The 24606-nt window shown below is 42.1% G+C and carries 29 protein-coding genes and 2 pseudogenes; 7 read left to right on the forward strand and 24 right to left on the reverse strand.

Going from position 1 to position 24606, the window contains the following annotated elements:
* The first annotated feature begins 19 nt into the window (after positions 1-19).
* Both SLU01_RS08465 and SLU01_RS08470 read left to right on the forward strand, forming a co-directional pair.
* The gene (locus tag SLU01_RS08465; protein WP_246110933.1) at positions 20-955 is read left to right on the forward strand and encodes a hypothetical protein; all 936 of its coding nucleotides are present in this window, start codon (positions 20-22) and stop codon (positions 953-955) included.
* Between the two features lie 13 nt (positions 956-968).
* Complete coding sequence (locus SLU01_RS08470; protein ID WP_147057257.1) at positions 969-1439, forward strand: DinB family protein; 471 nt, start codon at positions 969-971, stop codon at positions 1437-1439.
* A gap of 44 nt (positions 1440-1483) precedes the next feature.
* Here SLU01_RS08470 and SLU01_RS08475 read toward each other — a convergent pair whose 3' ends face one another.
* From SLU01_RS08475 to SLU01_RS08540, 16 genes and pseudogenes are all read right to left on the reverse strand, one after another.
* Positions 1484-1864, reverse strand: coding sequence for a ribbon-helix-helix domain-containing protein (locus SLU01_RS08475; RefSeq protein ID WP_147057259.1), 381 nt, complete (start codon positions 1862-1864; stop codon positions 1484-1486).
* Positions 1865-1940: 76 nt separating this feature from the next.
* The gene (locus SLU01_RS08480; RefSeq protein WP_147057261.1) at positions 1941-2327 is read right to left on the reverse strand and encodes a hypothetical protein; all 387 of its coding nucleotides are present in this window, start codon (positions 2325-2327) and stop codon (positions 1941-1943) included.
* A gap of 112 nt (positions 2328-2439) precedes the next feature.
* Positions 2440-2724, reverse strand: a complete 285-nt coding sequence (locus SLU01_RS08485; RefSeq protein WP_147057263.1) for a hypothetical protein — start codon at positions 2722-2724, stop codon at positions 2440-2442.
* 20 nt (positions 2725-2744) lie between these two features.
* Entirely contained in the window at positions 2745-3710 is a 966-nt protein-coding gene (locus SLU01_RS08490) for a S66 family peptidase (protein WP_147057265.1), read from the reverse strand.
* Between the two features lie 22 nt (positions 3711-3732).
* Entirely contained in the window at positions 3733-4212 is a 480-nt protein-coding gene (locus SLU01_RS18095) for a GNAT family N-acetyltransferase (RefSeq protein WP_174842636.1), read from the reverse strand.
* Positions 4189-4674 (reverse strand): annotated as a pseudogene (locus tag SLU01_RS18100) (NUDIX hydrolase); the annotation flags it as partial. The pseudogene SLU01_RS18100 and the gene SLU01_RS18095, both read right to left, overlap by 24 nt.
* Before the next feature lie 10 nt (positions 4675-4684).
* A complete protein-coding gene (locus tag SLU01_RS08500) occupies positions 4685-5401 on the reverse strand; it encodes a nucleotidyltransferase domain-containing protein (RefSeq protein WP_147057267.1) in 717 nt (238 codons plus the stop codon).
* A gap of 22 nt (positions 5402-5423) precedes the next feature.
* Positions 5424-5843, reverse strand: a complete 420-nt coding sequence (locus SLU01_RS08505) for an NUDIX hydrolase (protein WP_147057269.1) — start codon at positions 5841-5843, stop codon at positions 5424-5426.
* Positions 5830-6369, reverse strand: coding sequence for a GNAT family N-acetyltransferase (locus SLU01_RS08510; protein WP_147057271.1), 540 nt, complete (start codon positions 6367-6369; stop codon positions 5830-5832). Before SLU01_RS08510 ends, SLU01_RS08505 begins: the two co-directional genes overlap by 14 nt.
* Before the next feature lie 200 nt (positions 6370-6569).
* Positions 6570-6659: a putative holin-like toxin gene (locus tag SLU01_RS18240; protein ID WP_246110934.1), complete on the reverse strand. Its 90-nt coding sequence runs from the start codon at positions 6657-6659 to the stop codon at positions 6570-6572.
* A gap of 172 nt (positions 6660-6831) precedes the next feature.
* Positions 6832-7752, reverse strand: coding sequence for a helix-turn-helix domain-containing protein (locus SLU01_RS08515; RefSeq protein ID WP_147057273.1), 921 nt, complete (start codon positions 7750-7752; stop codon positions 6832-6834).
* A gap of 154 nt (positions 7753-7906) precedes the next feature.
* Positions 7907-9097 (reverse strand): peptide ABC transporter permease, encoded by a 1191-nt coding sequence (locus SLU01_RS08520; protein ID WP_147057275.1) that lies wholly within the window; start codon positions 9095-9097, stop codon positions 7907-7909.
* A gap of 94 nt (positions 9098-9191) precedes the next feature.
* Positions 9192-10880 (reverse strand): methyl-accepting chemotaxis protein, encoded by a 1689-nt coding sequence (locus SLU01_RS08525; protein ID WP_246110937.1) that lies wholly within the window; start codon positions 10878-10880, stop codon positions 9192-9194.
* Positions 10881-10982: 102 nt separating this feature from the next.
* The gene (locus SLU01_RS08530) at positions 10983-11570 is read right to left on the reverse strand and encodes a GrpB family protein (protein ID WP_246110935.1); all 588 of its coding nucleotides are present in this window, start codon (positions 11568-11570) and stop codon (positions 10983-10985) included.
* Positions 11537-12076 carry an AAA family ATPase gene (locus SLU01_RS08535; RefSeq protein WP_147057279.1) on the reverse strand — a complete coding sequence of 180 codons (540 nt, stop codon included), beginning with the start codon at positions 12074-12076 and terminating at the stop codon, positions 11537-11539. The genes SLU01_RS08530 and SLU01_RS08535 overlap by 34 nt, the downstream gene beginning before the upstream one ends.
* Entirely contained in the window at positions 12073-12894 is an 822-nt protein-coding gene (locus tag SLU01_RS08540) for a VanW family protein (RefSeq protein WP_147057281.1), read from the reverse strand. Before SLU01_RS08540 ends, SLU01_RS08535 begins: the two co-directional genes overlap by 4 nt.
* Before the next feature lie 233 nt (positions 12895-13127).
* Here SLU01_RS08540 and SLU01_RS08545 point away from each other — a divergent pair, with 233 nt between their 5' ends.
* Genes SLU01_RS08545 through SLU01_RS08560 form a run of 4 tightly spaced genes read left to right on the forward strand, consistent with a single transcriptional unit; the run spans position 13128 to position 15511 of the window.
* A complete protein-coding gene (locus tag SLU01_RS08545) occupies positions 13128-13847 on the forward strand; it encodes an ABC transporter ATP-binding protein (RefSeq protein ID WP_147057283.1) in 720 nt (239 codons plus the stop codon).
* A gap of 12 nt (positions 13848-13859) precedes the next feature.
* Positions 13860-14603: an ABC transporter permease gene (locus SLU01_RS08550; RefSeq protein ID WP_147057285.1), complete on the forward strand. Its 744-nt coding sequence runs from the start codon at positions 13860-13862 to the stop codon at positions 14601-14603.
* A 42-nt stretch (positions 14604-14645) separates the two neighbouring features.
* Positions 14646-15104, forward strand: a complete 459-nt coding sequence (locus SLU01_RS08555) for a LytTR family DNA-binding domain-containing protein (RefSeq protein ID WP_147057287.1) — start codon at positions 14646-14648, stop codon at positions 15102-15104.
* Positions 15101-15511, forward strand: coding sequence for a DUF3021 domain-containing protein (locus SLU01_RS08560; RefSeq protein ID WP_147057289.1), 411 nt, complete (start codon positions 15101-15103; stop codon positions 15509-15511). Before SLU01_RS08555 ends, SLU01_RS08560 begins: the two co-directional genes overlap by 4 nt.
* Positions 15512-15606: 95 nt before the next feature.
* On the opposite strand, the gene SLU01_RS08565 is transcribed toward SLU01_RS08560, so the two are convergent.
* From SLU01_RS08565 to SLU01_RS08600, 8 genes and pseudogenes are all read right to left on the reverse strand, one after another.
* Positions 15607-17292 carry a methyl-accepting chemotaxis protein gene (locus SLU01_RS08565; protein ID WP_147057291.1) on the reverse strand — a complete coding sequence of 562 codons (1686 nt, stop codon included), beginning with the start codon at positions 17290-17292 and terminating at the stop codon, positions 15607-15609.
* 186 nt (positions 17293-17478) lie between these two features.
* Positions 17479-18090: a LysE/ArgO family amino acid transporter gene (locus tag SLU01_RS08570; RefSeq protein ID WP_147057293.1), complete on the reverse strand. Its 612-nt coding sequence runs from the start codon at positions 18088-18090 to the stop codon at positions 17479-17481.
* Positions 18091-18187: 97 nt separating this feature from the next.
* Positions 18188-19384, reverse strand: coding sequence for a class I SAM-dependent rRNA methyltransferase (locus SLU01_RS08575; protein WP_147057316.1), 1197 nt, complete (start codon positions 19382-19384; stop codon positions 18188-18190).
* Positions 19385-19646: 262 nt separating this feature from the next.
* A complete protein-coding gene (locus SLU01_RS08580) occupies positions 19647-20243 on the reverse strand; it encodes a hypothetical protein (RefSeq protein ID WP_147057295.1) in 597 nt (198 codons plus the stop codon).
* A 590-nt stretch (positions 20244-20833) separates the two neighbouring features.
* Positions 20834-21069, reverse strand: a pseudogene (locus SLU01_RS08585) (FMN-binding negative transcriptional regulator); the annotation flags it as partial.
* Positions 21070-21083: 14 nt separating this feature from the next.
* Positions 21084-21602 (reverse strand): spermidine/spermine N(1)-acetyltransferase, encoded by a 519-nt coding sequence (gene paiA, locus SLU01_RS08590; RefSeq protein ID WP_147057297.1) that lies wholly within the window; start codon positions 21600-21602, stop codon positions 21084-21086.
* A 25-nt stretch (positions 21603-21627) separates the two neighbouring features.
* On the reverse strand, positions 21628-22080 hold the full coding sequence (locus tag SLU01_RS08595; RefSeq protein WP_147057299.1) for a MarR family winged helix-turn-helix transcriptional regulator: 453 nt from the start codon (positions 22078-22080) through the stop codon (positions 21628-21630).
* Between the two features lie 516 nt (positions 22081-22596).
* Positions 22597-23328: a MerR family transcriptional regulator gene (locus tag SLU01_RS08600; protein ID WP_147057302.1), complete on the reverse strand. Its 732-nt coding sequence runs from the start codon at positions 23326-23328 to the stop codon at positions 22597-22599.
* A gap of 157 nt (positions 23329-23485) precedes the next feature.
* On the opposite strand from SLU01_RS08600, the gene SLU01_RS08605 reads away from it, so the two are divergent.
* Complete coding sequence (locus tag SLU01_RS08605) at positions 23486-24460, forward strand: MraY family glycosyltransferase (RefSeq protein WP_174842634.1); 975 nt, start codon at positions 23486-23488, stop codon at positions 24458-24460.
* The last annotated feature ends 146 nt before the right edge of the window (positions 24461-24606 follow it).

Raw genomic sequence — 24606 nt, forward strand, 5'->3', positions numbered from 1 at the left:
TTCTCAAAAGGATTCCCTGATGCAAAAAGCGAATACATCTATAGCAATCATTCTATTGAAAGTGGGGATTCAAATGGAAAAGTTATTGGCGGAACAACGTCAAAACGCAGTAGAATTTCTGAAAAGCAAAGCCCGCCCATTGGAGAAGGCTCTTTATGAATTCGAGTTTGAAGATGGAAACCGTGAGCGGGTTTTAGAAGAGCTCCAAGTTTTTCAAAATGAAGACGGTGGTTTCGGCAACGGATTGGAGCCTGATTTCAGATGCGAGGCTTCTTCAGCATTGGCGACATCAATCGGACTGCAGCATTTAATCCGCATCGGGACGGATGAATCGGAGACCATGGTGCAAAAAGCGATTCAATATGTACTCGATACATTTAACGCAGAAAAGATGGGTTGGGAAATCGTGCCGGAGGAAGTGGAGACCGCGCCGCGTGCGATTTGGTGGAACTACGGTGGCGATTGGCCTTGGGGAAATCCGAGCGCTGAAATGACCGGATTGCTTCATCATTACAAAGAACTTGTTCCGGAAGAATTTCTGGAAAAGCTGACAACCCATGCGTTTTTCTATATCAATGAAGAGGCGACAAATGATTTCCATGAAGTACAATGTTTGGTGAAGTTAATAAAAGAATTGCCTGCAGAGAAGGCGGAACAGATCAATGCTAGAGTGCGTGAAATCGCTCTTAATAGTGTGACGACAGATCAGGAAAAATGGCATGGCTATTGCCTGCTGCCCCTTCAAGTCATCTCTTCCCCAGCGTCTTTTCTTTATGAAGACTTTAAAGAAATTATCCCTGCTAACATCAAGCATCTCTCAGCTTCCCAAGCGGAAGACGGCAGCTGGAAGCCAGCATGGTCATGGGGGAGATATGAAGACGTTTGGGAAACCGCAAAGCAGGAATGGAGCGGTGTGCTGACGCTTGATAATTTAAGGGTATTAAGGGAATTTTAATTGAGGTGTTGGAATGAATGAATATATAAAAAGTGTTTTGAACCAAATTCATATTGCTGTAAACTCGACCATCGACATTATGGACAAATTAGAGACGAGCGATTTAGCTATCCAGCCAACGGAAAACAAGCTTTCCATCGGACAGTTGGCAGCCCATTTATCATTGATATGCCAGGCAGATTTACTCATTTCAAACGAAGCCTCTGAGGAACAGATGAGCATCTTTTATTCCTCTAACCATCTTCAAACCATACTTGAAATGAAAGAAACTTTGCTGGCCAATTATAATTTATTGGAAAATCGTTATCTGGAATATACCAAGGAAGAACTAATGCAAACGACAACTTCATACTGGGGCGTTTCCTATACACGGTTTGAATGGCTGTTAGAAATTTCTTCCCACCTCTATCACCACCGCGGTCAGCTGCATGCCATGCTTGTGCATTGTGTTGGGAAAGACCCTGAGGTTGCTTTATTTGAATGACAAAGAAACGCCTCCCAGTTCCACATATCACTGGGAGGCGTTTCTCATAATGCCTGTATAGCTAATTTCACCTCAGCATTCGCTTTCAACACACCCCTGATTTGCGCTGAAGCCACTGTTTGTTTTACAAGTTCCGCATCGACATCCTCAGCAAACACTAGCAGTCCCACAACTTTCACATCAATTTTCGTCCTGGAATCACGAAGTTTTTCTAACTCTTTCCTTCCATATCGGACTACCCCTACAACATACGACTTCCTGATGACAATTTCCTTGACTTCATCTGAATGCGCCTCTAATTGACTGCGAATTGCAGTTCGGATGAAATCCGTCCTGTTCGAATAAAACCCTTGCTCCACCAACAAATCAACTTTCCCCAAATCAACAACGTTCATATTGATTGTCATCTTTTCCGATTCAGCCATCCCTACCATCCCCTTCCTTTGTATGTATATCATAACACTAATACCATCCGCTCGGAAGGTATAGGGATGTTTTTTATTACAACTCTAAACCATCACTCATCTCAAACACATCAAACACATTTTTCTGAATGATGAGCGACATGATTTTCCCCTCTTTTTCAAAGTAATGAACATGGCCGACCCGCTTCTCTTCCAGCTCCGTCCATCCCCAACTTTGAATTTCCTCCAAATAGTCTTCAGGTGGAGTACCCTCTTCATCCCCGATTCCTTTCAACTTGTACTTCGCTGACTTTGCAATCTCCGTCGTACAGTCTTCCGGCTTCAATTCATAAGCATTTTTGGGGACCGGAAAGCCTTCATTGATGACCGCCATCCGATAGCCGTCCTCTTCCACATATTCATACGCACAACCCGTCATTATCACAGCGGCAAACAGCAGCATCGGTAGTAACATTCGCTTCACCACAGCAACCCCCTCACGGAAACTTCACATTAGTTACCTTTAGCGTAATAGGAAAACTGTACAAAGTCGAATGGAGTATTTGTGACAATTGGAAAACGAAAGGTCGTTCCAGTTAACTTAGCAAGCTGCCAACAATCACAATAAAGCCAATTACCACCATCAGTACCCCCGTAAGGATGAGTGACGTTATACTTCTCGTCATTGATTTCCATTCACTCACATCTTTCAAGCCTATGAAATTTAGGACAAAGACCAGCAATGTTACACCAAATATGATATGTAATGGATGAGCGCCTGTCATTTGAAAAAATTTAAAGAGAGCAGGAGTAAATATCGTAAATAAAAATAAAGGAATACAAATCAATGCACCTATAAATGACCATTTATTTATATTCAATAACACGCCCCCTTACTCCCTTAAAACTTCTCCAGTTTCAGTACCCCCCTCGAAGCGTCCACTTGCACCTCTCCACCTAGCGGAAATGTAAACATCGGCTGCGTATGACCGAAATCCACGTCGTATAGAACTGGAATCTCCTTCAATGATGGATGTTTATCAAGAATGAACAGCAATTGCTCTTCGGTCATTTTAGACGCTCTTTGAAATCTTCCAATGACGAGAGCCTTTACGAACTGTGCATTTTGCAACAAAGACGTCAAATCTCTTGCGAACGTTTCAGGAATCGTCATTTCATCATCTTCGATAAAAAGAATTGCATTATTGATACTTGGCATGTACTTTGTTCCTTGCAGCAAATTCAATGTACACAAATTGCCTCCCCATAGCTTGCCGCTTACCGTCCCTTCGTTATACGTCTTCCAAACCGTCTTCTCAAATACGCGGTCTTCCTGATCCAAATACCAAGCATCATCGCTCCATTGTTCAGATGGCTTCAACTCAAATGGATCACTTTGCATAAGACATTGCGTAAAGAAATGAGTCTGATATTCCTGCGCCTTTTTCATTTGAAAGCTCGAGAAATGCGGCCCTGAGTAGGTAACTATTCCGGTTTGCGTTGAAATTGCCGTTCCGATTGCTGTAATATCGCTGTATCCACAGAAAACTTTCGGATTCTTTTTTAGTAATCCATAATCGATATAGGGCAAGAGTTCATTCGAATTGAACCCGCCGATGACCGTTAAAATGCCTTTTACATTTTCATCAGTAAATGCCTCATGCAGATCCTCCACCCTTTGCTGAATGGAAGTGGAATTTTGAAGGTCTTTGTCGAAAACATGTTTGCCAAATGAAACAACAAAACCTAAATCCTCTAACCGTTCTTTTGCAGTTTGAACACCTTCTTCGGATAAAATGCTTGCACTTCGACTTGGTGCAATGATCCGGATTTCATCTCCCTGTTTTAACTTCTCTGGTATTCTCATCATTTTTTCCTTCTTTCGTTTGCTAAATTTCCATTCGAAGCAGAATCATATCTTTGCATTGAATGCCGTTTTCCATGATAACCTCATCATAATATTGCACAAAGAAGTCTTTGATAATATCCGAAATGCGAAATCCACATTTTTGATAGAGCGCAAGCTGATCTATGCTTGAATTCCCTGTTCCAATTTCAATACTTTTATAGCCATTGCTTTTTGCAATCTCGATTGCCTCTTGTAGCAACTTCCTGCCAATCCCGTGCCCTTGCTTGTCTTCACGGACTGCAATGTTTTTAATCTCCACTGTTCCGTTAGTCAGCGGTACCATAACAAATACTCCGATACTGTCATTCTGTTCCTCTGCGATATAACATTCTCCTTCTGCTATGTATGCATTCACGAGTTCACGTGAAGGATCGGCAAGTAGAAGCAGATCATAAGGCGGTGTTTCTTGAGGTTGCAATTTTCTTATAGATAGCCCACGAACACGAAGTGCTGTCTCCATAATTTCATCAAAGCCCTTCTGCCATCCCTTATGATAGTGAGCTGCTTCTTCTGGCCGGATCAACATCCGCTCCGACGATTCGAATGCTGCGTCAAACGGCAGAAATTCCGTAATGTCCATCCGGTAAAACACTTGATAGCCCACTTCTGGATAGGGGCTGGATGGATTCCATAACGGATTTTCTTCATGATTTACTTCAATGGCGCCAAGCAACGTACAGTCGCCCATTACATAAGCTTCTTCCATCACTTCGCGGCAGACACATGCTTCCACTGTTTCACCAGTCTCAATATGCCCTCCCGGAAAATCCCAACCACGATCATTCAAGTTAACCATGAGCAGCTGGCCCTCATGGAAACAAAACGCATGAACGCTTGTGATCAATTCCCGTTCAGGCATTACCTCCTCCATCCATGTTAGCTTCAGTTTATGGCCGCCCCAATCTACGTATATTCCCGCCATCATCCATCCCTCATTTCCCCATGGAATACCCTTCAAATAATCTTCCGCCAAATGGAGCCAGCACTTCATCTGTAATTGTTATGATCCCTTCCCGATTGCCAGTCTTATAAAATGATTGAAAGGCCGTCACAAATCTATCTGCAAAGTCCTCATCGTATTGTTTCAGCGCCCGCACAATCCATTTAGAAGCACCAATCCACTGCCCATTCGTCCGCAGTACAAATTCATGAATTGCTTCGGCAAGTGTATTGGCGATGAATAACGCTTCCGCCTCGTTTTGAGTGCCTATCAAGTCCCCAAGCGCGTCTGTCAGCATATACCGTTTTGTCATTAAAGTCTGTTCCGACCAAGGAGCCGGCCCTTCTTTTAACAGTCCCACGGCTTCGTTTTTAATGATTGAAAGGACTCCAGAATCTTTTAATACGATTCCTTCCGCCACCATGCGGGGCAAAGAAGGACGTGCTCTTTCAGCATCACTTCGAAAGTAGGTTTTGTAGGAGGTTAAAGAATGTACAAATACTTCGATTGGCCATCCGTTTTCGATATGGGTTTCACGATAGGCTATTTCGATTCGACTATCAAAAATTACAATATCCAGATCTGATGTAGAAGTATCTTCCCCTCTAATGACACTTCCCGCAAGAAGCGCAGCTTGGCAATGAGGGAAGTATTCATCGACAAATCGTTTGGCTGCAAATGGTGCTTTCATTCTTTTCATTCGTTTCATTCCTGGTTCCTCCAACTACTTTTCAGATTTCCATTCTTTCAATCAATCTTTTCGCAATTTCCATAGGTCGAACGTCTAATGAGTCGAGCTTCGCAACCGGAATCCACATCGGTTCATACCGGCCACGGTTACGATCTTTTCCATATTCCTCGCCTTCTCCTGTTCCAAATATTCCACCAACCATCTCTGCAATAAAATAGTGTTGCTCTCCCTTGAATTCAACAATTCCAAGTTGCTCTTTTATATCAATCTTCACACCTAACTCCTCGAACGCTTCCCGAATTGTTGCTTGTTCAGGGCTTTCCCCCTTTTCAATTCCGCCGCCTGGAAAGACGTAATATTCCTCTCCATCACGTGTTCTCTTAATGAGGGCAACCTTGTCCTCATTAATAAGTACCGCGGACCCTCGATTTCTTCGATTCACGCCTTCATGTCCTAACATATTCAATCAACCAGCAGTCCCGGTACTCCCCTTCATGCCATTCATGCTTCGGCAAAAGCTTCACTTTCTTGAACCCGCATTTCTCATAGCAACGTATCGCCCGCTCATTCCACGTTTGAGGATCCATGACGATGCGGTCCGCTTTCCTTTCGTTCAATAAATAGGTAGCAACCATTTCGACAAGTTGTGTACCGATTCCTTTATTCCAATAGACTGGTTCGCCGATGAACTGATCCATGCCGTAAATGACCTCTGACGGATCGGAATATCCATAGGCTCTTCTTTCCTCATCCCCAACTGGATAAAACTGCACATAGCCAATTGGCAATTCATCGTACTGAATGAGACACCTTGTTTCATCATCCGCATCCCCGTAAAAATCCTCTTCAACTTGCGCTAAATCCAATGGACGATCCCGTCCCTCATAAAACTGGAGAACCTCAGGATCGGACAGCCATTTGGCCATTAGTATTTTATCGTCAACAATCAGTTCCCGAATAGCCACACGATCATGTTGAATAAACATCTATACACCTCTTTGATTATTTTCAATTAATAGACCTTGTAATTCCGATTTGTTATAGTTTATATAAATTGGGATATAGTAAAAAGGACCGCAACGATGTTGGAGCATCATTGCGGAACTTCAATAGACATGGTTTCCATTACTGGAATCAGCGTCCACGGTGAATAATCCACCCGAGTCGGCTAAAACTCAAGGGTGGATTATTTCTTTTGTGACAATACTAGTGCAATTACTGCTACGATTAGTGTGGAAAAACTAATCATGACGATGATTGCTTGTAATGTAGTCACTTTACAGCACCCCTTCCGTCTGTGAAAAAGACTGGAATGTTCGGGATGCTGACCGCCCTTGAAAACTATGCTATTATTCTAACATTATACTATACATTTGTTCTCACTTACCAGATAATTCATACTCCGACAATGCAAAAAACAGCACCGTTTGACAGTGCTGCTTCACCTCTCACTTTACCAATAATGCTTGAATCCATCCGCTCAGCGTCGCCTTGTCAACAAAAGGTGCTAGCCGCGCAATTGTCTCTGGGTCCAGATTGCCGATTTCCTTTTCATCAACAAGCCGTTTCAAGTACTCCCTTCCAAGAAAAGGTGCAAGTGATACTAGGCATCTTGAATCCAACTCGTCATCCATTGCCCGATCTGCTAAACTACTTAATTTTCCTTTGGTGCAAAACGGTGCCAAGCGGACAATGAGCTTCCATTCAATCCCTTCATCTATTGCTTGTTCAATCAATTCATCCACCGTTTCCTTCCCAATAAACGGCGCCAATCGAACAACAACATTCAAATCCATTCCATCTTTATTCGCTTTATCAACTAAACGCCGTAACGTTTCCCTGCTGACGAACGGTGCAAGTCTTTGAACAAATTTCATATCGACATTGTCTCCCATCGATCCTGTCACCAATCCATCCAATAAGTCGGTTTCCACAAACGGAGCCAACCGCACAATTAAATCCTGATTGAACAACCGCTTGTCGACCCGTTCCGTCACATCTGCCAACTCGCTCGCCTTTAGTAAAGGCGCCACTTCAATGAGCCCTTCCATATCCGCTTCCCCTGTATTGATCATTTCAGCAACTTCCTCTCGACGATTTTCTGAAATTCCCGTCATGATTTGGCCAAGATTATGGATATAAGTCGAGCTTTCCTTATCGGCTCCGCCATTCATCAATTCATCCACTGAGACTCCAAAAACTTGCCCGATCTGCATCAATGTTCCAATATCCGGCAACGAATCGCCACGCTCCCATTTCGAAACAGCTTGATGACTTACGTTTAGGCGATCCGCCAATCCCATTTGCGTCCAGTCTTTTTCTTTTCGAAGCTTTGAAATAAAACTCCCAACCTTCAATGTATCTAACATCCAAACAACCTCCCCAAATAGTTTCAGCGCGCACTGTACGTTTAGCGTAGCATACTGCCTTCAACGCGCCTATCAACTATTGGTTGAATACGGATTCTACTGGTGGTGGAATATGCGCTTGGCTATTTCGTGCCAGACACGCAAACCGGCTTTTCTATAACCATAAAGTCGATTCCACTTCATCAAATCGGCCTTCAATCATCCCAATATTGGGAATGAAAATTTGAGTTTCTTTCATGCTCGGCTTTTCGTTCAACAGGACTTGAACATGTTTGCACTGGAAAACGCTTCCTTTACCCAAAACAATGACTGGTTGCTGAAATAGATAATCCTGTTCATTCATCTTTAAACGAACGAAATTCTGATGCAACAATTTATCTCCGCTTGCGATGATATTCATCGGGTCAATACCTGCAACTTTGATATCTCCCTGAATGTTGAGTACATATTTTGCCTGTCGGAAAGCTTCTTCGATCTTTTTATCTCGCTCGTTCGTTATAGAATGGACGAGCTCATTGGCATTTACCAATGAATCAAACACTATTGGCTGTTCCTGTATGGGTTCGGTAAACTCTCTGAAATACTCATATAACGTCTTCTTGGTTTGCATGAAATCCACTTGCCATCCTGGAGAAAGTTCATCCAACAGTGAACAAAGGAACAATCCTGCACTGTAACAACTTCTGCGTAAATGTCTCGTAGAATCTGCTATATCAAGCAACGGTTCCCCATAGGACTGGATTTCCTCATCCTTTCGCGAATCGCTTTTTACAGTATACGCATTCAATTCAATATAAAATGCTGGCCCCTCAACCGTCTCGATCAACTGTTCATACTTTATAAATGGACCAATAACCGATGATCTTTTCTCCCGATATAGGATGAATTGGTTCAGATGCTGTTTTTTCGTGGTAGCATCTACAGCCATCACAGCGTTGTATAAATGCAGCCGCTCCTGTTCGCGCAACTCCACGTTTTCAGCAATAATCGGATACGTGATCCCTAACACTTCATCAGGGAATCTTGATTCCCCTTTCATATACTGCAATCCATGGAATAATTCATGCGCAAGCACTGAGTACAGGCGGTCTGCATCTAAACCGCTATCCAGTTGGACAATCGCAGTCGGGTAATCGTGAAACAAAATCGAGGTATTCCCAGCAAACTCCTTACTCCAGGGAAGCTGTAGAAAGGAGTTTTTGGTCTCTGGAAATGCAGGATGATGAAACAAATACACAGTTTCATTTGTATATAACGCATACGCGCCAACCTGAAAATCCGGCCAGAAGCCGGACAAGATTTCATCATTCAAATGAGGGATGAATGCATGTAGATCTATGGCCATAATCATTCTCCTAACACTACTAGTTTATTAATAACTGTCTACAGAACATGTGAACAAATCAATCAAGTATCACATTAACTCCCTCTATGTCTTATCACTCAGTGATCCTAAACCGATTCACATCTCCAAGCAGACGATCCGCTAGACTTGCTAACGTCTGCGCATTCAAGGATATTTCTGCATTTGCGGAAAGCTGTTCTTCTGTTGCGGCACTTGCTGATTGGGCTTCTGCTGAAGTTTGCATAGCAAAGTCTTGTACGCTTTGCGATTCTGCGGATATGATATCAGTCATTGACCGAACTTCCATAATAGTTTCGGAGACAGCATTCATGGCACTGTTCATCATTCCTGTTGCACTTTCAATCTGCTTAAACACATCCCCTGTACTTCCCGCCAATTCCCTGCCTCTTGCAATAAATAAATTGCCTTCTTCTGCAGTCACGATCGTTCTCTCAACGTTCTGCACCATCTCATCGATCATTTTGCCAATATGTCCTGCAGACCGCTTCGATTGGTCTGCAAGTTGACGAACCTCTTCTGCCACTACAGCGAATCCTTTGCCATGTTCCCCCGCTCGTGCCGCTTCAATTGCAGCATTCAACGCCAATAAGTTCGTCTGCTCCGCCATCCTCGTAATGACCGACGTCACTTCACGGATTCTTTCTGAATGTGTCGCCAGTTGGCCAATTGTATTGGATGACTTCAGAATAGACAAGCTGATTTTCCCCATTTGTTCTGTCACTTCTTTCATCCGTGTCGCTCCTTGATTAACAAGGTCAGTCACTTCTGTAGATGCATGTTGCATTCTCTCATTATCATTGCTGATTTTATTAACTCCTTTCAGCACTTCATTCAAAGAACGATTGGATTCATCCACTTTCGAAACTTGTGCATCACTCGCCATTAAATTCCGTTCTGTTATTTCTGCAACGGTTTCCGAGGCGGCAAGACTTTCTTCCGAGCTTGCGGATAATTCTTCAGCATGGGTTGCAAGTTGAACAGCGGATTCTTTGACGATTGAAAGAATTCCTCTTAAATCCTCCGTCATTCCATTCAAAGCATCCGCCATTTCTCCAATTTCATCTTTGTTTCGTACAATAATCGGCCCCGCTATGAAATCGCCATTTGCTATTTGTGCAAGGGAAGCTGTCATCTTCCTAACTGGCTGGGCGATACTACGGCTAATGATTTGAGCAATAAGGATACTTGTTACAATCGCAATAACGATTAAGCCTCCAATACATACATATATCCAATTCAAAACGTTTTGGAGCTGTTCTTCAGTATTTTTCTGTTCTATTTCTTGTAGTTGAATAAGCTGCTGAAGATTTGCTGATACCTCATCTTGATAAAACGAGACTTCATTCGCCAAGTCCATTGCGCTTTCTATATTGCCTGCCTGTACATCCCGAATAATCAGTTCACTAATTTGTTCGGCACTTTTAGATGTTTCTTTCACGTCTTTCATAATCTCACGTGCTGTTGGCGTATGTATCGACGTATCTAGTGCTTTTATTTTCTCCTTAACAGCATCCACAATATCTTGTCGCTGTTCGACATAGGATTGGTCTTTGTAAATGATATAGCCTCGGATGTTTTTCGCATCGGCATGTTGGGCTGATAACAATTGTTCCAGCAGCACGACATTGTTAATTTTGTCGTCAATTAAGTAACGGTATTCCGCATCCAATTTGGTGAGACCCCATAATCCGGATGCTCCAACTAGCAGCACAATTGCTAGAATCGCTAAAAAACCAACCCATAACTTTTTCCCGACTGTCATTTTCAAATCATAGCATCCCCTTAATGATCTATAGTCAATTACGATTATAGGTCATAGGGATAAAGTATGATGTAAAGTGTTTGTTAAGATTACAAACAAGGCTCAAAGTTTTTTGTTTTTCCCGGATTCAATGTTGCAATCCGCTAAGCTCAACACTTCATCCACAAACTTCTTTTTCGCGTCAGCATAATTACGCTCATTCGTAGGATATTTGACTGCCAGCTCCTTCTTCAATGTCTCGTATTCTCTTGCAACGTCGGAATGTGCATTCAAGTAATCCCTAAAAAGTGTATGCTGTTTCCACCAATCTCCCCCGTATTCCACAACATGATAAACATGCGTCTTCGTTAATTCCTCCAAATCAGAGAACTTGGCAAACACTGCCTTTCCTTCGATTTCCACCCTTCCTAAATGATAAATATCTGCATCTTTCAATTTATATTTATCGAATTTCTTTACATCATCCATTGACCTGAGGCCAATCAAAATATCAAGCATAGGCTTTGCTGCAATCCCCTCAATTGCAGTGCTTCCGATATGCTGAATGTCCACCACATACTCGCCAATCAGTGATTCCAACAAAGCTTTCTCGTGTGAGAAAAGCTCCTTCCATTCTTGGCGATATGAAGATAGTGCGACTACGTCTTTATTCAAACCTAACACTTTGATTTCACCCCGATTTCGTTGCAAATGAATTCCACAATCTCATCGACACAGACACCTTCCGTGGAAATGAATTGTGCAAATCGTGAACTTTCAAATCCTGCTAGACATTTATCCGTCTGCGCGAAGCACCAATTACCTTCCTCTTCACCGCGTTCGATGAGCCGCTGATGGATTGTTTCCTTTTTTGCGGTTAAACAAAAATGATATGTTTCAGGGTCCACTTGTAAAAACCCATTATAGATTGTCTTAAAGTAATCCTTATTATAAATCGTCATTGGCACGATCAAGTCCTTGCCGTAAGTCTCACGAATCTGTTTAGCAACGTAGACCGTCAATGGCTTCCACATATCCAAATCCTGAAAATCCCCAGTTCGCTCGTGTTTCAATTTCACGTCTTCCGGTACGATATGCTTTTGCATAAAACCAACCTCTTCCGGATCAAATAGCATCGCCCCATCAAGCTTACGAAGTAATTCATTCGCCACAGACGTCTTTCCGACACCAAATGCCCCATTGATCATGACAATCATTTCCCGTCCCCCTCATATGTAAGAAATGGCTCATACATTGTTATCGCATGATTCTCTGTGACGAATTCATCATCGACCTGGTTCCCTTCGGCGTCAAACACTTTCCGAAAAATCAAATTATGGCGGATATATCCACCCCATAACTCCCTCGTGAAATGATGCTCTTTTTCGTAAATTTCATATGTTCGTGTCGCTGGCGCAATTGAACGCCATTCGCCGTTGAGATGTGTATCCGTTAAATAGATCATCAATTGATACGGCGTGTGGGTTTCGTTCTTAATTTGCAAATCCAAATAGTTATAAGCACATGTCGCCCCGCTGCCGAATGGTTGACTGCGATTGGAATCGGGGAAGACGTCATAGCTATGACGATAGCGCTCCGTCACGGTCAATGGCGTATGTACCGTGATCCAATAGATGAGGTTCGACAATTGGCAAAGCCCACCGCCTGTTCCAACAGTTACTTTTCCGTAATGAAGAATCATGCCGTCCACATACCCTTTCCGCTTCGTCGTACTGCCGATGAGTCGCCAGTATGAAAAAGTTTCCCCTGGCTCGATGACGATATGATGCAATCGTTTTGCGGCGAGTTGAAGATTTTTTATTTTATTCCTTTGCAATTGCATATCGACGTCTTTCAATCGTCTTAGCAAAGGGGTCCGATGTTTTTTGATACAATAGGGCAATTTTTCATCGAGCCTTTTTTGCGCATATTTTTTTCCGTCAAACAACCATTCACTATAGCGTTTTAATCTATATACTTTTTTCCCTATCAATATCCTTAGTTTGCTTCGTCTGATCGGTTTTAGTGAAACCATAAATCCACCTCCAACCTAATCTTAATTCAACAAAGTTTCTCTATTCTCCTTCATTACTGGCTCCTTCCGTGAAAGAATGAACCTTTGTACAAAATAGCAGCAGTCGGATGCAACATACCACCGTTTTTCTGCAACTGACAGTAGAAATACTGCCGGTCATCGAGAAACGGCGGACTGTCTGCGTTTCTCCGGATATAGTAAACGTAATAAGAAAAACATCGGAGGGAAGCCAGATGGAAATTATTCAAGTCTCTAATCTTCAAAAGGCATACGGGGAAAATCAAGTCTTACGAGGCATCGATTTCAAAGCGCAAGCCGGTGAAATTATCGGGGTCATCGGTAAAAATGGTGCGGGCAAATCGACATTTCTAGAAATCTTAATGACATTGAAACCATATGACAATGGGAATGTTTTATTGTTCAATAAAGAACTTACTGATTTATCCACGGGTCAGCTTGAGGATACGAGAAAAGACATCTCAGTTGTCCTGCAGCCAACACATTTTTATAAAACATTGAAAGTCGTCGAACTCCTGAAACTATTCAAAGCGTATTATAACTCCCAGGTCCCAATCGAGCAGATCATTACAGACTTTAACTTACAACCGCATCGAAAAAAATATTTCGATAAGCTGTCCGGTGGCTGGAAGCAAATTGTCAGTTTGGCAATTGCCTTCTTATCCGAGCCGAAAATGCTCATTTTGGATGAACCGACGACCGGTCTCGATCCGCATATGCGGAATCTGCTTTGGACGTATATTACCGAATACAACAAACGCACAGGTGGGACGGTCATTTTGACGACACATAATATGGATGAAGTCGAACTGTATTGCAATAAAGTGATGCTTTTGAATGAAGGCATCAACGAAGTTTTCGATACGATAGAAGGAATTTTATCCACTGGCTATAAATCAATCAATGACTTTTATCTTTCAAAAGTATCCATATAAGGAGGAATTCAAATGTTCGCGACTCAATTGAAGTACGATTTACTGATGTTCTCACGGGAAATCTTTTATATGGTGTTTACCATCATCGTTCCCCCGATGACCTACTTATTCATGGGGCAACTTTTTGGAGATGCTATGTACGCTGGAAATCTCAGTTATGCTGAAACGTACACTCCTTCTTTCATTCTCCTTATCACATTCGGGGTCATCTTTTTCGCATTCGGATTCGACCAAGTGATGAACCGCACGACAGGTGTAGAAAAGCGGATCAATTTATCGCCCGTTTCGAAAAGAACATTGCTTGTCTCAAATATATTAAGGTCTATCATCATTACAAGCTTCGGGTATTTCCTAGTGTTTTTCATCGGGATGATTGCGTATGACCTTTCATTCCAACCGTTTAATTTCATCTTTGCATTTGTGACATTCATAGGATTCAATGCGGCATTGCTCGTCATTTCTTCAGCGATCTACTCGTTATTCACAAGCATGAATGGGGCGCTCGTTTTCTCCATCGTCATTTTTCAAGTCGTTATGTTCACTGGCGGATTCACAATGCCGATCGACATGATGCCGAAGTTCGTTCAGGTCATTGCGGATTTCAATCCACTCTATCATATGAATCAACTATTCATTGCCGTCTGGAACGGCCAGTTTCAAATAGATAACAGTACTTTACAGTCGATTGGTTTTATTATCGGTTGTGTGCTCGTATCACTATTCGTCCTCCGTTTTCTGAATAAAGCAAGAAAGTAAGCTGCCTCCAATGGTACTATATGGACAGGAGGGATGGACAAAATGAAAGTAACGTTGGACATTGATAGCGATTATGTAGAGACGAAAGTGACCATCCATTGTAATGAAGTGGATGATTCAATAAAAGAGATCCTTGATTTTTTGAAAGGGAAGAAGACAGAGTTTCTCGTTGGAAGAGATGGCGAGATGCAGCATATTTTGAAGCCTGATGAGATTCATTATTTTCATACCGAGAAGGAAGGCGTCATTGCGGTAACTGCTGAAGGCTCCTATTCATTGAAGGAAAAGCTGTATGAGCTTGAAGAAATACTGTCTTCTGCGAAATTCATCCGACTTTCGAAATCGGTTATCGCCAACTTGCATGAACTAAGTCGATTCGAAGCGTCTTTCAATGGTACGCTCGTCGTCCACTTCAAATCAGGGGTGAAGGAGTATGTGTCGCGCACGTACGTGAGCGGCATCAAAGAAGCATTGAAAATGAATAGGAGGAAAAACGGGTGAAAACGTTTTTGACAAGAAGTATACTAGGCATCTTTTTTGGCTCTTTCCTCGCAGTTGTTACGATTATAGCGGTTATTTATTTCGGTAAGAGCGAAACGCTCGACTCCGCAATACTTATGAAAAATATTATTGGAACCATTTTCTGCGGCTGGTTCTTTACGGTGACCCCATTACTGTTTGAAAATGAAAAACTGACATTGCCCGTGCAAACGACTTTGCATTTCCTAAGTGTCGCCATACTTTATTTCATCGTTGCTTTCGTCATCGGATGGATTCCGTTCACGATGAAAGGGTTTATCGGAATGCTTGGTGTATTTCTCGTATTCTACACGGTAATTTGGTGCTCTTTTTATATGTATTTCAGGAAACAGGCCGCAAAATTGAATGAGGAGCTAAGGGAGTTGTGATTCCACGCTCCTTTTTAGGTCCTGTTGATAGATAAGTCATTCTTACAATTTTAAAAGCCTGTCGACTAGTTATTCGACAGGCTTTCCTTTGTTTTTCACACTTTAAATTCTTGTATCGTCTCTTGCAAGCTCATCGCTTGTCGGCTTAATTCGTGAGCAACCTTGTCGATTTCTTCAATGGTTGCCAGTTGTTCTTGCACAGCTGCGGAGCTTTGTCCTGTCTGGCCGGATGCTTCACCAGCACTTGTTGCAATTTCTTGGATGGACGCTGAAACTTGTTCGGCGCTCGCAGAGATTTCTTCAGTCGCAGCAGAAATATCTTCGATTTGTGCGCTCATTGACTGAACCGCTTCAATAATAGAATTGAAGGCGTCTCCCGCTTCATCGATAACCTTGACACCCTGCTCTACGTTTTTTAAGCTGTCTGAAACAGCTTGTTCCACATTTTTCGTATCGCCTTGGATGCCTGCAGTGAGCGTAACAATTTGATTGGCGGATGCTTTTGATTGCTCCGCCAGTTTCCGCACTTCGTCTGCAACAACCGCAAAGCCTTTGCCATGTTCACCTGCCCGAGCCGCTTCAATTGCCGCATTTAGTGCAAGGAGATTCGTTTGTTCAGTTATATCGGTAATGATGTTTGTCATTTTTTCAATTTCAATCGTTTGTTCACTTAACCGTTTGATGAGTTCGCTTGTTAAGTTGGACGATTCGTAGATGATAGCCATCTGATCGCTTGCGAGCTTAACGGCTTCACCTCGATCTCGCGCTAATTCTTCTGTATCCGCTGCACTCTCATTCAGAAGTTGTGTAGATTCAGCTATTCGATGAACACCAAGTGCGGTTTCTTCCATCGCAAGTGAGCTTTCTCTCGCAGACACTGCAGATGTCCGGGCACCGGCAGAAATCATATCCATATTGCTGTTCATCTCTTGAGATGTTCTTGCCACTTCTTCCGTGCTGGCAGATAATTCTTCAGCAGAGGCAGTAACATGGATTACATTATTTGAAATGCTGCCGATCAACGATTGCAAATTCTGTTTCATTCTATTGAAAGCCATCGCCAAATCTTTGATTTCATCCTTTGATTTGACAGTGATATCATCTTGCGTCAAATCACCGTCTGCCACGACCGCAACACTAGATACCAGCTTTCGGATCGGTGAAGAAATAGACCGCTTAATGAAAAATGCGATAAGCAACCCAAGAATTATGTCAACTATGATACCTATGAGCAACCCTTGTTTAGCCGCGTCTGCCGCTGCAGCAACCTTCGAGCGTTGCTGTTCCAAAAGTTTGTTTTGCAACTCGCCAATTTGCTGAGCTGCAACTTCAATGCCCATACTGGCGTCCCTTACCTTCAAATTCATCTGCCGATCAGCTTCGACCACATTCCCTTTTTCCACATAATTAACAACATCGGCAGCGCTCCAGCCATACGCAATTATATATTGGTCAATTTCATCAAGTAACCCAGTAATTTCGGTAGACTGTGAATGCTCACGCATATCCTGTGCAGCCTCTTTCAGCAACTCATGATGCTCTTCAAAGAGATTCACTGCTAAATCTTCACGTTCTGATATGTATGCGCGTAAAAACATTCCTTGCATCGCCATTTCTTTTTGAACCAATTCCGCACGTTGCATTTGTTTCACGTCTTCATTCAACATTTGCTCATAGTTTTTCGTAACCATCATCATCTCGAAGATGCTATATCCCGCAAACATCACCAGAACTCCGATCATGATTCCGAATCCACCATATATTTTTCTGCCAATCGTCATCCTTGAATCCCTCTTATCCGTTTAAGAATCTGTCTTATAATTACTATATCGGTAAAAATAAATAATCCTTTAGATGCAGGACCTACACAGGCATTATTTCCCATCACTACTATTGCAAAAAAATGCCCATAACTTCGAGAGTCATAGGCTTTACATTGTGTCCTAATTATTTTCGTGGAAAGTTAATTAAAAAATCAACCGAATTGCCATATATATCGCCACTCCCCACACAACAACAGCGGAAACTTTATTCAACATGCTAATGAATTTCCCGCCCGTATCGATCTTTCCGAGCATCCGTCCAGTCAATGCAAGTCCGAAAAACCAACACCATGAAATGATGATTGTCGTCAACGTGAACGCAAAACGGGCCTCTCCCGAATAACTTAATGCATTCGACCCGATGACTCCAATCGTATCAATGATTGCATGGGGGTTCAGTAAAGAAACAGAAGCGGCAAACAAGATCTGCTTTTTCGGAGAAAATCGTTCCGCCTCCGCCCCCATTGATGACGGCGAGTTCCTCCAAAGAGTGATTCCGATGAACAACAGAAATAGGATTCCAACTGAAAGCATAATTGTTTCTAACCAGTGGAATGTCAAAATAAGCAATGACACACCCGAAACAGCCGCCACAATTAAAATCGTATCGCAAATGCCCGCAGTCACAACAACAGGAAGCGCCCGCATCAACTTCGGTTGCAATGCCCCTTGGTTGAACACAAACACATTTTGAGCGCCTAACGGCAAAATAAGTCCAATCGCTAAGATGACGCCATGCAGAACCGCCTCAAGCATTCGCTCTTCCCCCCACTACTCTTTCTATCTATTGAACGGCTTTCTATCATGATTTGCAATAAAAAAACCACCTCCACGCGGGAGGCGGCAACGATTATCATTTCAACTTCTGCAAAATAACAACTTTCAAGTAATTGAATTCCGGGAAGTCGCGATTTGTACGGAAATCCTTTGGCAATGAAGACTCCTCCAGGATTTTGTAACGGGAACCCGCATCTGCGAATCCTTTGTCAATAAACGTCTTAAACTTCTTCATGCTGAAGCTTGCGTTATTCGTCGATGCGATAATAATACCATTCTTTTCCGTAATGGCAATCGCATCCTCCAACAATGCAGGATAATCCTTCGCTGTGCTGAATGTGTACTTTTTGGAGCGGGCAAAACTTGGCGGGTCGAGAACGACAACATCGAATTTGAGCTCATGGCGTTTCGCATAACGGAAATAATCGAACACGTCCATCACTTTGATGTTTTGTGCCTCATAGTCGATCCCGTTCACGCTGAACTGCTCAATCGTCTTCGCCAAACTACGCTTTGCCAAATCAACGCTCGTCGTTTCTCGCGCTCCACCAAGAGCCGCGGAAACCGAAAATGCACCTGTGTATGAAAATGTATTCAGTACGTGCTTGCCATCCGAATACTTGTCGCGCAACGCTTTTCGCACGTCGCGCTGATCTAGGAAAATGCCCGTCATCGCGCCATCATTCAAATCGACGGCGAAGTTCATGCCGCTTTCCTTTATAATGATTGGGAAATCTCCAGGAATCCCTCGCACAAAATCATCCTGCTCAATGTATTGGCCTTTCGTATCAAACCGTTTTTTCTCATAGATCGCTTTATAATCGACAAGCTTGTCCAACACGCCATACACATGATGCTTCAGCGTGTAAATCCCTTCACTGTACCAGCTCGCCATGTAGTAGCCATCGAAATAATCAATCGTCAATCCGCCAATTCCATCGCCCTCACCATTGAAGACACGGAATGCAGTTGTCTCGCTATCTTCAAAGAATGATTCGCGTCTTGCCAAAGCGGATGAAATCTTTGATTCAAAGAATGCAAAATCGATTTCCTCATTGTCATCTCTTGTTAATACCCAACCGATTCCTTTGTTTTGATGGCCAAAATAGCCTTTTGCAACAAACTTACGGTATTTATCGACTAAGCGAATAAGCGTGCCTTCCTCTTGTAAAACTTCTGGGTTCATTACCGCGTCTTTCAAAATCAATGGGTAGCCTTTCTTAAAGGCCGCAATACTTTGCGCATTTACTTGAACATCAATTGTTTTCGTCATCGTGTCATCCTTTTTCGTCTTTTTTTTCATTATCGCATGAAGACGTACAAAAGCGAAGGGCGACTGCTTAGAAAAGGTTCGCAGTCTAAAAACGCCGCGTCCTGTCGCAACGACTGCATGACCGGCATCCAGCCAGCCTCAGGCATAAGGCGAAGATGCGGCGTGGCGTTTTTTCCACAGAGCCTCTTTGACTTATGACCCGAGCCTCTGGCGCCCGTAGCTAGACGTACAAAAAGCTTCTCGTAATGGAGAAGCTTTCATGTCAAGCAAGCAGACGGAACGCCAAACTCTTCCAAATCCCCATACGTATTGGGTGTTCCGCTTGCGGCTCTCTTACTTTATTTAAATAGGACTTCAAGTCGCCTTCATATATCAAGTCTAAATGCGGCATGTAAGTCAAATGATGCGGCATTGTTAAGCAAGGTCTTGTCATGAGACGATGTGTTTCGCTCTCCTGCATGACCGTCGCTACGAATTGCGAACAGAAAAATGCTCGTTCCCGTTGAATCTCTTTGTTCAGCGCCACGCCGAACAAACCGATAAAATTGTATTTATAATTCCGTTGATTTGACTCAAACTGAACAATTTTCTTACGAATCCGCGTATATGCTTCCAATGAAACTTCGCATCGATATACAGCACAATCGGCATCCTGAAAAATGCCTTCCGCTACATTTTCACGTACGAACCCACCAACGAACGGATTATGCTGCCGCTTCCGTCCAAAACTGTATATTTCGGTCAATTGCTCGTCAAATGCGATCGAGGCATGGTTCAAATCTTTTCGTGTATATATGCCAATCGCTTTCGACAGCAAAGTCCCTGTATCAGTAAGTACTATATAGATTGTTTTTCCCATCATTCCAACCCCTAACTCATCTCTCTCTACAAGTATGAACAATTTTTTTCGGAAGCTAAACCGTCTGCAGGAGGAAACCTTCTAAGTCCTAAGTCGTAGACATGATTTGGGATGCGGACAGTTCAAGCATTTTTCTATATACCTATTATACGTTTCAACCATACTCGGAGTTTCACTTTCCCGAAAAATTCACACCTAGGATGAAGCATATTGGCATTCATATGAAAAGCCGCCGCTAATCTATTGATGGTTTTACTATTATACAATTAATCCGCCGAACTATCTTTACTTTATTGAAAATAAACATCAACCTTCTAAATTCACCATGCTCATTGCTAATACAATACGCTATCATGATAAAGACGTCTATAAGAATTTTCAACCAAAAATTAAAGACACCCGTTGTCGGATGTCTTCACAATTACGCATAAGCAACAATTAATAACTAATCAAAAGTGATTTGTAAAAAACAGTAGAAATCATACCTCTTACTTTAACTACATGTACTTAACGTCTACATTAATGAAAAGACCAATTCATCTTTGCACTTCATAGGTAATTTGATATTTTATGATGTGGGGCTTTTAACATCCTTGGAACATAACCAATACATATTCACGGATATCGAATGTTCTCCATTGAGGGTTTCCATAAGCCATATGCCCTGTTATATAGTAAGTATCTTTCTCCTTAATAATGGCAAATGGGTTGCAATTGGCTTCCCTCGTTCTATTGTGACAATCGTGCCAAAAGAGTTTTTTTGAACATAATCAAGAATTTCATCAACATCTTTGACTCTAAAATACTTTGGAATATACGTAGTGATCCACCTTCCAAAAATTATATAAGTATTTTGGTCATTATTAAGTCAACTTGTTCTTCATCACCCATATAGAAAGAGTGGATTCCAGTTTGAACAAACCCCATTTTCCTATAAAAAGCAATAGCATTTTCGTTTTCTTCCCATACACCTAGCCAGATTTTAGTTTTTTTATATTCCATTGCAAGTTCCATCGCTTTGTTTAGGAGGTACTTACCAAGTCCATGTTTTTGAAACTTGTTCTTAATATAAATCCTCTCAATTTCAAGTAATTCATCGCCCATTTCTTCAGTCTGAGCATTGTCAGTGTTTACCTTCAAGTATCCAGCGACTTCATTATTAAAATAAACAAAAAAGAATTGTGAAGAAGGATTGGATAATTCCTTTTTTAACTGTATTAAGTTAAATGCCTTTTCCAGATAGGCTTTCATATTATTAGATGAATTTTGATGCTTAAATGTCTCATTAAAAGTTTCATAACTAATTTCCCGAAGTTCGTGTGAATCTCCAAGGGTACACTTTTTTATATTTATATCCATTTGAATATATCGCTCCCTTATATAATCAATAGTTTCTCTTATTTCCTTTTTTTACAAATAACCATTCCTTTTCTACATTTTTTCTTATTCTTTGAAGAAGATTGAAAGTGATTTCAACTTCTTTCTCGGAAAATCCCTCTAATGCCATGATATTAGAATGATCATTTTCTCTTTTTATGAAAGGATAAACATTCGCCCCTTTTTCTGTTGGAAAAAGTTTTTTATTTTTTTTGTTATGTGCATCTTCCTTCTTTTCAATAAAGCCATTAATTTCAAGTTTTTTTATAGCACGAGCTGCAGTTGTTCGATCTACTTTTGTCATCTCAGCTAACTTTTCTTGTATGATTCCTGGATTTTCACAAATTCGTACAAGATACAAATACTGCCCTTTTGTAAGGTCATATTCTTTAAATTCTATATTACTTATAGAATCTAATGCCCTGGCAATCATTCCAATTTCACGTAGAATTTCTTTCATAACCTAACTCCTTAGATTTTTTTGTTGTAAATGCAATAAAATTACTACACACTAAGTTTACGCTGCCTTTGTTGCATTTACAACAAAAAAAAGAAAACAAAGAATATCACTTTACGCTTTCCATATATTTCTTTGATTTCATGATTACGACACAGGTCCTGAGCTACCTCCAAGTAGGCTTTCATACAGAGGCTTCTCACTTCTACACGTTCGAAAAAATTATGTCCGTCAATTTTGTATCTATATCACCTCATTCAGTTAACAGGAAACACCGGTGATTGAAGCGGAGAGCGGCGACTCCTGCGGGAACAGCACGAGCTGAAGACCCTGGACTGAGCACAGCGAGGGAAGCGGCTGAAGCCGTGCCCGCGGAAAGCGTCCGCTCGCAGCGGAAATCAATATTGTAGCTTTATCTCTTTTTTTTAAAAAAAGACTGTAGGCAAACAACCAAATTCATGGTGTTTGTTTACAGTCTGACTAAGGGTACTTAGAGTACTCTAGTTTAAGTTACTATGTTTAAACCTGCTTTCTCCGCGTTGCATATGCTTTCATCGCATCGCGCATAAATAGAGCCAAGCCTTCCCCGAATTGGTCAATATTCTTCGTGAATCGTTCGTCTGCGACATACATCTCACCCAAACCGGCAAATGCCTCCAAGGAATAGTCGCCAATTTTATTCAAAAAAGTATACCAATCGCTAATAGCTGCTTGTGCTTCCACGGAAGCCGGATCCGTATGGCGAAGCTCCGCAAGATTGTAATAAATTCGGTTCATCTCCTCTTGCGTTTCCTTGCCAAACTTGGCAACGTTCTTATTCGCCTTGTCGACCGCTTCATCCCCCCATCGATTACGCGCTTCCTGCTCATATGGGTTCGAACTGAAATCAAATCCTTTAAATTTCTCTTCGTTCGTCATCGTCATTTCTCCTCTCTCAGTTTGAAGTGTCTTGTCGATCGTCTGAATCATCATCTCCAATTGCCGGTGTTTCGCCAACAGCATTTCGCGCTGCAGCTCAAACGCTTCCAATCGGTTGAACGACGGACTATCCAATAGCTCCTTAATTTTCTTCAAAGGGAACCCGACTTCACGGAAAAACAAGATTTGCTGGAGGGTCGTCAAGTTTTCATCGGAATAAACCCGATAGCCTGCCTCCGTCACATCGTCCGGAACGAGTAAACCGATATCATCATAATGATGGAGTGTGCGCACACTCACACCGGTCAAATCTGCCACTTCCTTCACTTTCATAGTTCCCCGCCTCCCTTCACTATTGACTATAGAGTATGACGTAACGTGAGAGTCAACACCAAACAATAAAAAAGATTTTGCAACAGGAAAAGCGGGGAACCAAATAAAAAGTAATACGTCCATTACTATACATGTCTACTAATAGAAAATTGTTAAAATGGCGGTGAGAAAAATCTTTTACATATTGGCATTTTTTGCGTCATTTCTTATTGTATATGCCCTAATTCCCCCTCTGCGAAAGCTCGCTTTCCATCTCGATTTTGTGGACAAGCCCCAGGAAAACGTTGAACGTAAATTACACCGTAAGCCGATACCGCTGACAGCAAGTTATGCGCTTTTTATTGGTTTTTTCCTTGTTTATCTTCTATTTACTAAAGAGTTTACTTGGGAAACCGGCGCCCTTTTTGGGGGCGGGGTCTTACTTTTAACCATTGGGACGATCGACGACTGGTACAAGACGAAGGGGAAGGATTTCCCCGCTTTGCCTAAATTCATCGTTCAAATGTCTGCGGCAATCCTCGTATTTGCCTCGGGTATAACATTTAACGGCTTTGTTAACCCGCTATCGGGAGAATATGTCACCCTCCCATTTATTCTGCAGTTTCTATTAACAATCTTATGGATATTCGGAGTGACGACGGTAATTAATTTCTCGGATGGTATGGATGGCCTCGCAGGAGGGCTGGTCGCGATATCAGCTGTTACGCTTTTTATAGTTGCCGTTGCAAAAGGGCAGCCGAATTCCGCCATGATGGCGATTGTACTGGTAGGGATTTCTGTTGCCTATTTACGCTTTAACAAACCACCAGCCAAAATTTTCATGGGCGATGCAGGGGCAAGCTTCCTTGGATTTTTACTTGCGGTCATCGCCTTGGATGGGGCTTTTAAGCAAGCGACCGTCCTCTCATTGTTCATTCCCATTTTGGCATTAGGAGTGCCGATTTTCGACAATCTTTTTGTTATAGCCAAACGTTATGTGCAAGGCAAGTCTATCTTTCAAGCAGATGCTAGCCAAATTCATTATCGACTGCTACGTGCTGGTCTGAAACCAAAACAGGTACTTGCTTTGTTATTTTTAGCTAGTGCTTGTCTTTGTCTTTCTTCCATCATTTTGCTGCTTATTCAAATCTAATGGTGTGTTTGATGTGAGTAGACGGTAAAGACATAGAAAAAGCTGTCCAGGTCATTTCATCTGGACAGCTCTTTTTTTCCCGTGTCGCGGTGATGCGAACTTTTCATTGACGAATGAGAACTCCAAACGACTTAATCAGAACTTTT

Source organism: Sporosarcina luteola (genome assembly GCF_007991495.1).
GTDB lineage: Bacteria > Bacillota > Bacilli > Bacillales_A > Planococcaceae > Sporosarcina > Sporosarcina luteola.